We start from the raw sequence: 12,131 nt of genomic DNA, 5'->3' as shown, positions 1-12,131 counted from the left end.
CTTCAGTCGGACCAGTCCGGATCAAACGGCCGGCGCGCCGAATGCCGGATGTGGATGATCCAAACCTCCGCGTTCTCGACCGAATAGTGAACGCGGTAGGGATAGCGGCCGACAAGACAGCTTCGCAGCGCGGGCGCTCTGGCGTTGCGCAATCCGATATGAGGACGGTCCGCAATCAATCGGACCGTCTCCAAGATGGCCTGTCGGACCCGATCGGCCGCGGCAGGACTGCGCGCGTCCAAATAGCCGAGGATTTCACGAAGGTCGTCGGTTGCTCGCCGGGTGAACCGGACCCTCACGCGCGGGGCGGCGACAGCAGTGCCGCGATGTCGTCGGCAGAAGCAAATTCGCCGCGACGAGCTTGAGCCAACCCTTGTTCAATCGCAGCCCACTCGTCGTCGTCAGGCTGATAGAACTCGCCCTCGCGCGCTTCCAATGCGAGCAACAACTGCGCCGCGTCCTCGCGGCGCTCGCGGGGCCAAGTGAGCACGCGATCCAAAATCTCTTTGACCTGCTCGTCTGTCATGGAGCTATCCTACCATGTCGGCAGCTCAGAACAACGAGCCCTGCCCGCTGTCGTCCGCCGAAATCTTGGGCCGCGCCGTGCGCTTCGGTGGCGAGGGCTCCGTAGCGACTGGCGGAGGGGCATCGACCTCTTCAACGGCAATCGGCAGGATCAGCTGCGGGTTGTCGTTGGCGGTGCGGTTCACTGCGGTCGACACGGGGTGCCAGACGAATTCGCCCTCCCCTGGTGGACGCAGCAACGCCATCACCGCGTTGGTGTCGGTTTCGTCCGCCTCCAGCCAGCGCGCGAAGTGATGCGGCGCGATCGTCACCGGGACGCGGTCGTGCAGGTCCGCCAGGCCGCCGCGCGCCGCGGTGGTAACGATCGCCACCGTATCGAGCTCCTCGCCGTTCGGGCCGGTCCAGGTCTCCCACAGCGCGGCAAACCCGATCGGCCCGCCGCCGGCCGGTTGAATGAAATAGGGCTGCTTGCGCGAACCGCCCGCCTTCCATTCGTAGTAGCCGTCGGCCGGCACCAGGCAGCGCCGGCGCCTGAACGCGTTGCGGAAGGCCGGCTTGTCCTGCACCGTCTCGGCGCGCGCGTTGATCAGCAGCGAAAACGTCCGCGGATCCTTCACCCAGGACGGAATCAGCCCCCAGCGCATCAGCCGGAACCGCCGGGTTCCCTGATCGGCGATGACCACCGGAATCGGCTGGGTCGGGGCGATGTTGTAGCGTGACGGAAAATTAGGCTGATCGGCGTAGCCAAACAGCTGTCGGATAGCGGCGGGAGCCGAGGTGATCACGAAGCGTCCGCACATGCTGTCAGGATCCGGTGGCGTGTTCAGTGCTTGTTAACTTCGGTAAACAAAAATGCCGCCGATGGCGTCGAGTGAATCCACAGCTGCGCAAACTGCGCCCTCCCGATACGACGAGGCGCGGGCGGCTCAGTTTGCTGCCGCCAATATCAATCCGAAGACCGGTCTGGCCACCGACTACCTGAATCACTTCAACGAAGCCGTGATGCTGCTCGAAATGATTCCGGACATGCCGGAATGCTCGGAAGACTTCCTGTCGTGGCATCCCCTCTCCTACGCGGAACACTTCAAGGCGTCGAATTTCAAGGCACGCGATCTCGCGATCGAAGCCTATGACACGGCCGATCCAGGGATAAGATCCGATTTCGACGACATCACCAACAACATGACGGCCATCCTCACAGCCGTCGGCGAAGCGATGCGCCAGGCCTCGCAGGACGGCACCCGGGCCAAGCTCGCCGAGAGTGCGGTGGGCTGGATCAAGCCGCTGATCGGCCGCGCCGGCGGCATCATCAACGGCCAAGGCAGCGAAGCCGACGTCGACTACATCATGGCCCATTGACCGCCGTGACCGAAGCCGCACCGGCGCAGCCGCGCCACCCGCAACTCGCCGTCAGCGCCGCCATCTTCCGGGAGGGCCGCCTCCTGCTGGTGCGCCGGGCAAGGATGCCGGGCAAGGGCCTGTACTCGCTGCCGGGCGGCCGGGTCGAATTCGGCGAGACGCTGGAACAGGCGGTCGTGCGGGAAGTCGACGAGGAAACCGCGCTGCCGATCGAGATCGTCGGCCTCGCCGGACGGCGCGAGGTGCTGCCGTCCGCCGCAAGTGCGGCAGGGCATTACGTCATCATGGTGTTTGCCGCGCGCTGGGCTGGCGGGGAACCGCAGCTCAACGAGGAGCTGGACGATGCGCGCTGGATCGCCCCCGCCGAATTGGCCTCATTCCCGACAACCGAGGGGCTGGCCGACCTGGTTGAGGACGCCCGCGCTCTGATTGGAACCTAATGGCGCCGCCAGGGCCCGCCGATACCTTGCTGCGGCCGTTGAAACGGCCTATCAGGCCGGCCATGCTGAAGCGCTCCTTCGCCGTGTTGATGATCCTGGCCTGCTGCGGGCTCGCCCCGGCGCGCGCGCAGGACGGGGCAGCGCCGTTCGACGCCGAATTGCAGCGGCTCGCGGAGATTATGGGGACCTTGCATTACCTGCGCGGGATCTGCGGCGGCAACGACGGCCCGAAATGGCGCAACGAGATGCAGGCGCTGATCGATGCCGAGACCCCCTCCGGCGAGCGGCGAACCCGTCTGATCGCGGCCTTCAATCGGGGCTATAACGGGTTCCAGCAGACCTACCGAACCTGCACGCCGGCGGCGACCGTGGCGGTCCGGCGGTATCTGGAGGAGGGCTCCAAGCTTTCCCGCGACCTCACCGCTCGGTACGCGAACTGACCGCTCTTGCAGCGCGGTTTCAACAGGCCCGTTAACCTTTCCTAAAGAACTGCCTAGGCGTTCGGCACCCGCATGCTAACACTACCCCACCGCGCTTCGCTGGGGGAGCGCGCCGAGCATGCTGAAGTTCATGAGCCTCACGACTTACCCGATCGACCACGACGTCCAATCCGACCGCGAGCAGAAGCAGACCGCCCTAAACTATCTCAGCGAGGCATGGGCCGAAGCCCTGCACGAGGGGGTGGACGGCGACTGTCTGGCGCAAGCCAGCCTGTTCACGGCCTTCGCCGAGCTGGTCGCCACCTATGGCGAAGACGCGGTGGCAAAATTCGTCGAAGGCCTTCCCGGCCGCGTGCTCAACGGCGAATTCTCGATCGGCTTGGCCAGGCAGTAACGCGAATCACCGCGCGCAGGACGACTCAGGTGCGGGCGAAGGCCTGCAGCCCCTTGAACGTCAGCCGCTTCGGATCGCGGACGCCGGCGAGATAGAACCGGCGAATGAATTCGGCCACCACGGAACGGTCGTATCCGGTCAATGCGACGATCGCTTCGACCGCGGTCTTCTGAGCTTCCATCTGGAATCCCCCTTCGGCGTATCGGTCAATCGACGATCCCGGCGATCGTGCGACGCGAAATGCTGCGCCCGTTAAGTTGCTTTCCTGTTAACCAATCGTCCTGCCGCGCACCCGGCGCGAACCGAATCATTCTGGCTCCGATCATCGCTGAGGATGATCGTGCAGGGGATACGCAAAATACCCCACCGGAGTTCCCCGGAGCCGAGGACAAAACGACGCGGGGGCAGACTGAAGTGATCGGTGAAGAGCGCGATGGCAGCGGGTGGCCGGAAGATCGGAGTGGACGGCGGGGGCCTATCCGCACAATCGGCGGCCCCCGCACTCTGTGCTTTCACAAACACGTATTCGTCCGAGGCGCGGATCGGCGAGTACTACAGGCCGCCTCGGGAACTTTCGTCCGCCCCGGTACTTCGCACGTCGCGTAGTCCGGCCGTCAATCTCGCCAAGGCCAAGTTATCCGAACCTGACGCGGTAGCCGCAGGAATCAAAACTGTTGGGCTGACGTGACCACTTACGGCTTCAGCGTCTCGAGAAACCGCACCGGCTCGCCGCGCGACGGCGTCGTCAGTTCGCCCTGCCACATCACCCGGGCGCCGCGCACGAAGGTGCCGACCGGCCAGCCGGTGACGCGAACGCCGTCATAGGGAGTCCAGCCGGCGCGTGAGGCCACCCAGTCGTTGGTGATGGTCTCGCTGCGCTTCAGATCGACCACCGTGAAGTCGGCATCGAAGCCCGCGGCGATGCGGCCCTTGCAGGCGATGTTGAACAAGCGCGCCGGGCCGGCGCTGGTGAGATCGACGAAGCGCGCCAGCGACAGCCGGCCGGCATTGACGTGGTCCAGCATGGTCGGCACCAAGGTCTGCACGCCGGTCATGCCCGAGGGCGAGGCCGGATAGGTCTTGGCCTTTTCTTCCAGCGTATGCGGCGCGTGATCGGAACCGAGCACGTCGACCACGCCCTGCGCCAGCCCGTGCCAGATGCCGTCGCGGTGCCAGGCATCGCGCACCGGCGGATTCATCTGCGCTTTGGTGCCGAGCCGATCGTAGCACTCCGGCGCCACCAGCGTCAGATGATGCGGCGTCACTTCGACCGACGCGACATCCTTGTGCTCGCGCAGAAACTCCATCTCCTGCCGGGTCGACACGTGCAGCACATGGATACGCTTGCCGGTCTCGCGCGCGATCGCGACCAGCCGCTGCGTCGCTTGCAACGCGGCAACGTCGTCGCGCCACACCGGATGCGACCGCGGATCGCCCTCGATCCGTTCGCCCTTGCGATCGTTGAGGCGATACTCGTCCTCGGCGTGAAACGCGGCGCGGCGCTGAATCACCGACAGGATGCGCTTGAGGCTCGGGTCGTCCTCGACCAAGAGGCTGCCGGTCGACGAGCCGATGAACACCTTGACGCCGGCGCAGCCACGGGCGCGCTCGAGCTTGGGCAGGTCCTCGACATTGTCGCGGGTGCCGCCGATGAAGAACGCGAAGTCGCAGTGCATGCGATGCTCGGCGCGCTTCACCTTGTCGGTGAAGGTCTCTTCGGTGATCGTCAGCGGATTGGTGTTCGGCATCTCGAACACCGCGGTCACGCCGCCCATCACGGCGCTGCGCGAGCCGGTTTCGAGATCTTCCTTGTGGGTCAGGCCGGGCTCGCGGAAATGCACCTGGGTGTCGATCACGCCCGGCAGCACATGCAGGCCGCGGCAATCGATCGTCTCGCCCGCCTTTGCGGTGTCGAGCGAACCGAGCGCGGCAATGCGGCCGTCCTTGATGCCGATGTCGGAGGTGCCCTCGCCGTCCTGGTTGACGATGGTGCCGCCCTTCAGAATGATGTCGAATGTACCGGTCATCGCGTCCTCGGGTGCCCGTTGTGGAGCCGAACGGCGCGGGTCTTGCAAAGCCTTGTTGACCAGCGCCCGGCCGCCTACTTTGGGATGTCTTAGTCGGCCGGACCGTGAACGCAAGGATGTTTCCGGCCGGCGTCACGAGAGAGATCAATGAAGGCAGCCTTCCTCGCCGACCGTGGCGTTCTCAAGATCAGCGGCCCCGACGCGCGGCACCTGCTGAACGGTCTGGTCACCACCGACCTCACCAAGCTGGAGCCCGGCTCCGGCCGATTCGGCGCCTTGCTGACGCCGCAGGGCAAGGTCGTGACCGATTTCCTGATCACCGAGCTTCCGACCGAGGACGACGGCGGCTTTCTGCTGGATTGTCCGAAACCGCTCACGGACGCGCTCGCCACCAAGCTGAAATTCTACAAGCTGCGCGCCAAGGTGCTGATCGAGAACCTGTCGGACCGGCTGGGCGTGCTGGCCCTGTGGGGCGGCGAACCGTCGCAGCCGCCGGAGATGGGCTTCCGCGACCCCCGCGCCGAACAGCTCGGCTGGCGCATCCTGGTGCCTGAGATCCTGGCCAGCGCAACCGCCGAAGCACTCGGCGCCACGATAGCGGCGGCGGACGAGTACGAGGCGCATCGCATCGCTTGCGGCGTCCCGGCCGGCGGCCTCGACTTCGGCTATGCGGACGCGTTTCCGCACGAAGCCAATATGGACCGGCTGCACGGCGTCGACTTCAGCAAGGGCTGCTACATCGGCCAGGAAGTGGTGTCGCGGATGCACCACCGCGGCACCGCGCGCACTCGCATCGTGCGCGTCACCTTCGACGGCGCCGCGCCGCAGCCGGGCAGCGAGATCACCGCCGGCGACAAGAGCGTCGGCACGATGGGATCCTCGGCCACGGGCCGCGGGCTCGCACTGCTGCGGATCGACCGCGTCGCCGAGGCACGCGAGGCGTCGCTGCCGCTCAGCGCAGCCGGCATCACCTTGCAGATCGCCAATCCCGACGAACTGACACCGACGCAGCGGAAGACCGGGACATGACGCGCTCCGCACGTATCGGTGCCGACGGCCTCGTCCGCTGCCCATGGCCGGGCGACGATCCGCTCTACGTCGCCTATCACGACACCGAATGGGGCGTGCCGGAATACGACGACCGCGCGCTGTACGAGAAGCTCATCCTCGACGGCTTCCAGGCCGGGCTGTCGTGGATCACCATCCTGCGCAAGCGCGACAATTTCCGCCGTGCCTTCGACGATTTCGATCCGGCCAAGATTGCGCGCTACGACGCCGACAAGGTGGCTGCGCTGATGAACGACGTCGGCATCGTTCGCAACCGTGCCAAGATCGAAGGAGCGATCGGCAGCTCCAAAGCGTGGCTTGAGATTCAGGAAGAAGGTCCGGGCTTCTCGAAACTGCTGTGGGACTTCGTCGGCGGCGCGCCGAAGGTGAACACATTCAAGACCACCGCGAGCGTGCCGGCATCGACACCGCTGTCGGTGAAGATCTCCAAGGAGCTGGCGGGGCGCGGTTTCAAGTTCGTCGGTCCGACGATCGTGTACGCGTTCATGCAGGCGGTCGGGATGGTCAACGACCATCTGGTCGACTGCCACTGCCACGCCACCTGCGGAGCGATGAAGAAGCCGGCGCGGCGTTCTGCGGCGCCGGCGAAGCAGCCTGCCTTGCGTCAGCGCTGAGCTGTCTCAGCGCCGATCGGCCACACGCTTCATCACCAGTTCGGAGAGGCTGACGACCAGTTCCTTCAGCGCCTCGTTTTCCTTCTTCAGATCCCGCGGCGTCACCGCGGGTGCGGCCAGATCGTCCGCATCACCGCACCGCAACCGCTCCCCATCACAGCGATCCAATCTCCCCATCGTGTCGTCCCCATTGGTGCAATACGCCCACCAGCACAAGGACATCGATCGTACTCTCAAGATCGTGCAGAACTGGGCCGACACGGTGGCTTAGTTCGGGCAAGGCTGCCTATATGGCGGTCACATCTCCGCCGCCGCGGCGCGTCCGCTCAGATTGTCTCGTTTCGAATCCTCATGCCGTCTTCGCCGAAGAAATCGCCGCAAGCTTCGCCCCGCGTCTGGCAGCGGATGCTGTCCGGCCGCAGGCTCGACCTGCTCGACCCGTCGCCGCTCGACGTCGAATTCGCCGACATCGCCCACGGCCTCGCCCGGGTGGCGCGGTGGAACGGCCAGACCTCGGGTGCGCATATTTTCTCGGTGGCGCAGCACACGCTGCTGGTCGAGGCGGTGATGCGCGAGAAGAACCCGCGGATCGACGCCAGGCTGCGGCTCGCGGCTCTCCTCCATGACGCACCGGAATACGTGATCGGCGACATGATCTCGCCATTCAAGGCGGTGATCGGCGAATCCTACAAGCGGGTGGAAAAGCGCCTGCTCGGCGCGATCCACATTCGCTTCGGCCTGCCGGCGGTGCTGGACGAGGCGATCGAACGCCAGATCAAGGCCGCCGACCGCGGCTCCGCCTACCTCGAAGCGACCCATTTGGCCGGCTTCACCAAGGCCGAGGCCAAGCGGCTGTTCGGCAACGATCCGGGACTGCCGGAGGCGATGGTCGAGGACTATCTGACGCCGTGGCCGGCCGGAAAGGCCGAAAAGCGGCTGCTGGCCCGGTTCCAGAGCCTCCAGGATTGAGGCCGTCATCGCGCTTTCACCGCCCGCGGCGCAGGATTAGGATTGCGCCAACTTCGGAAAGGCCCATGATTCACGTCTGCTCGCTCGCAGCCCTGCATCCGACCGTTGCGGCGACCGAGGCCAGCCATGTGCTCTCGGTGATGGCCAATGTCGGCCAGGTGCAGCGGCCAGCCTCGGTGCTGGAGGCCAACCATCTGCGCATCGAGATGGACGACATCACCGAGGTGATGGACGGCTTCAACGCGCCGAACCTCGAGCACATCACCCGGGTGCTCGATTTCGTCCGGGGCTGGGACCGATCGGCTCCGCTGGTGGTGCATTGCTACGCCGGGATCAGCCGCTCCACCGCCAGCGCGTTCGCCGCCGCCTGCGCGCTCAATCCGCTCCGCGACGAGGTGACGATCGCCCGTCAGATCCGCCGCGCCTCGCCCTGCGCATCGCCGAATCGGCTGATCGTGGCACTCGCCGACCGGGCGCTGGGGCGGCAGGGACGGATGCTGCGCGCCCTCGAGGCGATCGGGCCCGGCGATCTCAGCATCGAGGGCGTGCCGTTCCGCGTCGACCTCGAATGAGCGAGGTCAGCGAGAAGGCGACGGTTCCGATCGAGATAGGCCTGACCGCGGCGATCGTCGCGATCGAGGCCAACGAGCCGATGATCCTGACCGCCTCGGGCGGCAGCGGCGGCGCCGGCCTGCCCTACGGCCCGTTCGACGCCATCACCCACCGCACCCTCGAAATCGGTCTGCGAGCCTGGGTGGAAGAGCAGACCGGGCTGCGGCTCGGCTATGTCGAGCAGCTCTACACCTTCGGCGACCGCGGCCGTCACGCGCGGCTCGGCGACACCGAGGTCCACGTCGCCTCGATCGGCTATCTGGCGCTGACCCGCGCCGCCGACAACGCCGCACGCGCGGCGGGCGCCACCTTCGAGCCGTGGTACCGCTTCTTCCCGTGGGAAGACTGGCGCGAGCAGCAGCCCGCGATCATCGCGCGCGACATCATTCCCGAACTCACCGCCTGGGCGGCGCAGGCCGAGGAGCCGGATACGGCGCGGGCGCTGGCGCGCAAGGACCGCGTGCGGCTGTTCTTCGGCATGGATGGCGCGCCTTGGGACGAGGAGCGCGTGCTCGACCGCTACGAGCTATTGTACGAGGCGGGGCTGATCGAGGAGGCGCGCCGCGACGGCCGCCCCGCGGCGCTGTCGCGCAGCAAGATGCCGATGCTCGGCATGGCGATGCGGTTCGATCACCGCCGCATCCTCGCGACCGCGATCGCGCGGCTGCGCGCCAAGCTGAAATACCGCCCGGTAGTCTTCGAACTTCTCCCGCCCGAGTTCACACTCACCGAATTGCAGCATACGGTCGAAGCGATCTCCGGCCGCCATTTGCACAAGCAGAATTTCCGCCGCCTGGTGGAAGCCGGCGCGCTGGTCGAACCGACCGGCGAGATGTCGACACGAACCGGCGGGCGTCCCGCCGCGCTGTTCCGCTTCCGCCGCGAGGTGCTGCAGGAACGCCCCGCCCCCGGCCTGCGCGTGCGCGGCCGGCGGTAATAAGGTCAACGCGAAACGCCCCACCGTCCGGGCCGCTCGCCTGGAGGTTGGATGTTCGAACTACTCGCTTTCGCGATCGCCATCGTCGCCTTGGTGACCGCCCGCAAGGGACAGACCCAGATCCGCGAACTGCGCGCCCGGCTCGACGCCCTTGCGGCTGGACAACCGCTCCCGGCAGCACCGCAGGCCGCCAAGGCTCCGCCTGCCGCAGTCAACGAGGCGCCGCTGGCCCCGGATGTCGAGCCGGTGCCGGAGCTTGCTGCAACGATCGCTGCAGCCCAACCGTCTCCGCCCAAAACGAAGCCCGTCGCGACGGCGCCCGAGCCGGAGAAGCCCGGCTTCGAGGAGCGGATCGGCACACGTTGGGTGGTGTGGGTCGGCGGCCTCACGCTGGCGCTCGGCGGCTTCTTCATGGTGCGCTACTCGATCGAGCAGGGCTTGCTCGGCCCCGGCGTGCGCGTGTTGCTCGGCGGCCTGTTCGCGCTGGCGCTGCTGATCGCCGGCGAATGGACCCGCCGCAAGGAAAGCGTGGCGCAACTCGCCGCGCTGCCGATCGCCAACATTCCGGCGATCCTCACCGCAGCCGGCACCGCGGTGGCGTTCGCGACCGTGTATGCGGCCTACGCGCTGTATGATTTCCTCGTCCCCGCGACCGCCTTCATCCTGCTCGGCCTCGTCGCACTCGGCACGATGGCCGCAGCGCTGCTGCACGGACCGGCGCTCGCCGGGCTCGGCGTCGTCGCCGGCTTCGCGACGCCGGTGCTGGTGTCGTCGGGCGAGCCCGATTACTGGGCGCTGTACATCTATCTCGCCGTCGTGACCGCCGCCTCGTTCGGGCTCGCGCGCATCCGGCTGTGGCGATGGCTGGCGGTGACGACGGTCGTACTTGCGCTGCTGTGGACGCTGCCCGGCCTCGAAGGCCTGGAGACACTGGTGGCCCCGCATGCGTTCCATGTCGTGACCGGCTTCGTGCTCGCCGCGCTGCTGGTGGTGTGCGGCCTGCTGTTCGGACCGTCGATCGAGCCGGGCCGGATCGAACCGGTCTCGTCGGCATCGCTCGCGACCTATCTGCTCGGTGCCGCGCTGATCGTCGTCGCCAGCGCGCACAGCGATGCGGCGCTGCTGGTGTTTGCGGTGCTGATTGCCGCGACGCTCGCCATCGCCTGGCGCGCGGCAGCCGCGACCGCCGCGGTCGGAGCCGCTGCGGCTCTGGTCGGCCTGGTGTTCCTGTCCTGGGTGGTGCGCAGCAATCCCGACCTGCTGGTGCTGCCGGGCGGCGCGCTGCCGGGCATCGGCGCCGATCCGCTGGCAGGCGCAGTGACCACCCATCTGATCGCCGCCGCCGTGTTCGGCCTCGGCTTTGCAGGCTTTGGCATCCTGGCTCAAGGCCGTTCCCCGAACGCCGGTGTGCCGGTGATCTGGGCGGCCTCGGGGGTGTTCGCACCGCTGGCGCTGGTGATCGCGCTGTACGCGCGGATCGCACATCTCGATCGCTCGATTCCGTTCACGATCGTCGCTGTTGTGCTCGCGGCTGTGTTCGGTCTGGCGACCGAACGGCTGAGCAAACGCGACAACCGGCCCGGGCTGCAGATTTCGATCGCGCTGTTCGCGACCGGAACGCTCGCCGCCTTGGCGCTGGCGCTGACCTTTGCGCTGGAGAAGGGCTGGCTCACCATCGCGCTGGCGCTGATGGCCGCGGCGACCGCGTGGATCTCGCTGCAGCGCCCGATCCCGTTCCTGCGCTGGCTCACCGCGATCCTCGCCGGCATCGTGGTGGCGCGGATCGGCTATGAACCAAGGATCGTCGGCGACGCGGTCGGCACCACGCCGGTGTTCAACTGGCTGCTGTGGGGCTACGGCGTGCCGGCGGCCTCGTTCTGGCTCGCCAGCATCTGGATGCGCCGGCGCGGCGACGACAAGCCGCTCCGCATGGTGGAATCGGCGGCGATCCTGTTCACCGTGCTGCTGGCGTTCATGGAGATCCGCCACGCCGTCAATGGCGGCGATGTCTATCGCGACAACGCGGGATTGACCGAGGTCGCGCTGCAGGTCTGCGTGACGCTGGCAATGGCGATCGGCCTCGAACGGCTGCGGCTGCGCAGCCACAGCCCGGTGCACAACGTCGCCGCTATCGTGCTGGCGATCTTCGCGACGCTGGGCAGCGTTTTCGGCCTGTTGCTGCTGGAGAACCCCGCGTTCTGGTCGAACTATATCGGTGGCGTTGTGATCAACAGCCTGCTGCTCGGCTATGCGCTGCCGGCCGTGCTGGCGCTGCTGTTGTCCTACGCGGTGGCGGGCGTGCGGCGCCCGGCCTACGCCAACGGCTTCGCCGCATTGGCGCTGATCATGGGGCTCGCTTACGTGACGCTGGAAATCCGGCGGCTGTATCAAGGCCCCGTGCTGTCGCTCGGCGATCCGAGCGACGCCGAACAGTACACCTACTCGCTGGCCTGGCTCGGCTGCGGCGTGCTGCTGCTGGGTGCCGGTCTTGTGTTCGACTCGCAGCGCGCGCGTCTGGCGTCGGCGGTGGTGATCGGGCTGACGATCTGCAAAGCCTTCCTGATCGACATGTCGACACTGACCGGCGTGTACCGCGCTCTGTCGTTCATGGGCCTCGGCGTGGTGCTGGTGGCGATCGGCTGGCTGTATCAGCGCATCCTGTTCCGGACGCGCCCCGCTGCGGCGGCGACTGCGCCATTGCAGCCGCCGCCGGACTCGTCGTCGAATCGACCGAGTGACGATTGAC

16 protein-coding genes are annotated in these 12,131 nt (G+C 67.0%); 10 read left to right on the top strand and 6 right to left on the bottom strand.

Features of this window, described 5'->3' with window-relative positions:
* Positions 1-2 precede the first annotated feature (2 nt).
* The 3 genes from DY468_RS24995 to DY468_RS11810 are packed head-to-tail and all read right to left on the bottom strand — an operon-like array spanning position 3 to position 1,325.
* Positions 3-299: a type II toxin-antitoxin system RelE/ParE family toxin gene (locus tag DY468_RS24995; protein ID WP_164605005.1), complete on the bottom strand. Its 297-nt coding sequence runs from the start codon at positions 297-299 to the stop codon at positions 3-5.
* Complete coding sequence (locus DY468_RS11815) at positions 296-526, bottom strand: hypothetical protein (RefSeq protein ID WP_164605004.1); 231 nt, start codon at positions 524-526, stop codon at positions 296-298. The genes DY468_RS24995 and DY468_RS11815 overlap by 4 nt, the downstream gene beginning before the upstream one ends.
* 25 nt (positions 527-551) lie before the next feature.
* Positions 552-1,325 carry an SOS response-associated peptidase gene (locus tag DY468_RS11810; protein WP_164605003.1) on the bottom strand — a complete coding sequence of 258 codons (774 nt, stop codon included), beginning with the start codon at positions 1,323-1,325 and terminating at the stop codon, positions 552-554.
* A 61-nt stretch (positions 1,326-1,386) separates the two neighbouring features.
* Between DY468_RS11810 and DY468_RS11805 the strand changes: the two genes are divergently transcribed.
* The 4 genes from DY468_RS11805 (at position 1,387) to DY468_RS11790 (ending at position 3,158) form a co-directional block, all read left to right on the top strand.
* Complete coding sequence (locus DY468_RS11805; RefSeq protein ID WP_164605002.1) at positions 1,387-1,884, top strand: hypothetical protein; 498 nt, start codon at positions 1,387-1,389, stop codon at positions 1,882-1,884.
* A complete protein-coding gene (locus tag DY468_RS11800; protein WP_164605001.1) occupies positions 1,881-2,324 on the top strand; it encodes an NUDIX hydrolase in 444 nt (147 codons plus the stop codon). The genes DY468_RS11805 and DY468_RS11800 overlap by 4 nt, the downstream gene beginning before the upstream one ends.
* Before the next feature lie 62 nt (positions 2,325-2,386).
* Complete coding sequence (locus DY468_RS11795) at positions 2,387-2,764, top strand: TIGR02301 family protein (RefSeq protein WP_164605000.1); 378 nt, start codon at positions 2,387-2,389, stop codon at positions 2,762-2,764.
* Positions 2,765-2,894: 130 nt separating this feature from the next.
* Entirely contained in the window at positions 2,895-3,158 is a 264-nt protein-coding gene (locus DY468_RS11790) for a hypothetical protein (RefSeq protein ID WP_164605031.1), read from the top strand.
* A gap of 25 nt (positions 3,159-3,183) precedes the next feature.
* Here the strand turns inward: DY468_RS11790 and DY468_RS24620 are convergent, their stop codons facing one another.
* Positions 3,184-3,339 (bottom strand): hypothetical protein, encoded by a 156-nt coding sequence (locus DY468_RS24620; RefSeq protein ID WP_165825304.1) that lies wholly within the window; start codon positions 3,337-3,339, stop codon positions 3,184-3,186.
* Positions 3,340-3,850: 511 nt separating this feature from the next.
* Positions 3,851-5,185, bottom strand: coding sequence for a dihydroorotase (locus DY468_RS11785; protein ID WP_164604999.1), 1,335 nt, complete (start codon positions 5,183-5,185; stop codon positions 3,851-3,853).
* Positions 5,186-5,332: 147 nt separating this feature from the next.
* Here DY468_RS11785 and ygfZ point away from each other — a divergent pair, with 147 nt between their 5' ends.
* Together ygfZ and DY468_RS11775 are read left to right on the top strand one after the other, a co-directional pair.
* The gene (gene ygfZ / locus DY468_RS11780; protein WP_164604998.1) at positions 5,333-6,214 is read left to right on the top strand and encodes a CAF17-like 4Fe-4S cluster assembly/insertion protein YgfZ; all 882 of its coding nucleotides are present in this window, start codon (positions 5,333-5,335) and stop codon (positions 6,212-6,214) included.
* Positions 6,211-6,867 carry a DNA-3-methyladenine glycosylase I gene (locus DY468_RS11775; protein WP_164604997.1) on the top strand — a complete coding sequence of 219 codons (657 nt, stop codon included), beginning with the start codon at positions 6,211-6,213 and terminating at the stop codon, positions 6,865-6,867. The genes ygfZ and DY468_RS11775 overlap by 4 nt, the downstream gene beginning before the upstream one ends.
* 6 nt (positions 6,868-6,873) lie before the next feature.
* Here the strand turns inward: DY468_RS11775 and DY468_RS11770 are convergent, their stop codons facing one another.
* A complete protein-coding gene (locus DY468_RS11770) occupies positions 6,874-7,035 on the bottom strand; it encodes a hypothetical protein (protein ID WP_164604982.1) in 162 nt (53 codons plus the stop codon).
* A gap of 183 nt (positions 7,036-7,218) precedes the next feature.
* Between DY468_RS11770 and DY468_RS11765 the strand changes: the two genes are divergently transcribed.
* The 4 genes from DY468_RS11765 to DY468_RS11750 all read left to right on the top strand — a co-directional run bounded on the left by DY468_RS11765 (position 7,219) and on the right by DY468_RS11750 (position 12,130).
* Entirely contained in the window at positions 7,219-7,836 is a 618-nt protein-coding gene (locus tag DY468_RS11765; RefSeq protein ID WP_164604996.1) for a YfbR-like 5'-deoxynucleotidase, read from the top strand.
* A gap of 65 nt (positions 7,837-7,901) precedes the next feature.
* Entirely contained in the window at positions 7,902-8,408 is a 507-nt protein-coding gene (locus tag DY468_RS11760; protein ID WP_164604995.1) for a tyrosine phosphatase family protein, read from the top strand.
* Positions 8,405-9,385 carry an NUDIX hydrolase gene (locus DY468_RS11755; protein WP_164604994.1) on the top strand — a complete coding sequence of 327 codons (981 nt, stop codon included), beginning with the start codon at positions 8,405-8,407 and terminating at the stop codon, positions 9,383-9,385. Before DY468_RS11760 ends, DY468_RS11755 begins: the two co-directional genes overlap by 4 nt.
* A gap of 51 nt (positions 9,386-9,436) precedes the next feature.
* Positions 9,437-12,130 carry a DUF2339 domain-containing protein gene (locus DY468_RS11750; RefSeq protein ID WP_164604993.1) on the top strand — a complete coding sequence of 898 codons (2,694 nt, stop codon included), beginning with the start codon at positions 9,437-9,439 and terminating at the stop codon, positions 12,128-12,130.
* Position 12,131 lies beyond the last annotated feature (1 nt).

The organism is Rhodopseudomonas sp. BR0M22, assembly GCF_010907035.1.
GTDB lineage: Bacteria > Pseudomonadota > Alphaproteobacteria > Rhizobiales > Xanthobacteraceae > Rhodopseudomonas.
The sequence above is the reverse complement of the archived record's forward strand: the minus strand, read 5'-3'. Positions and strand labels throughout refer to the sequence as shown.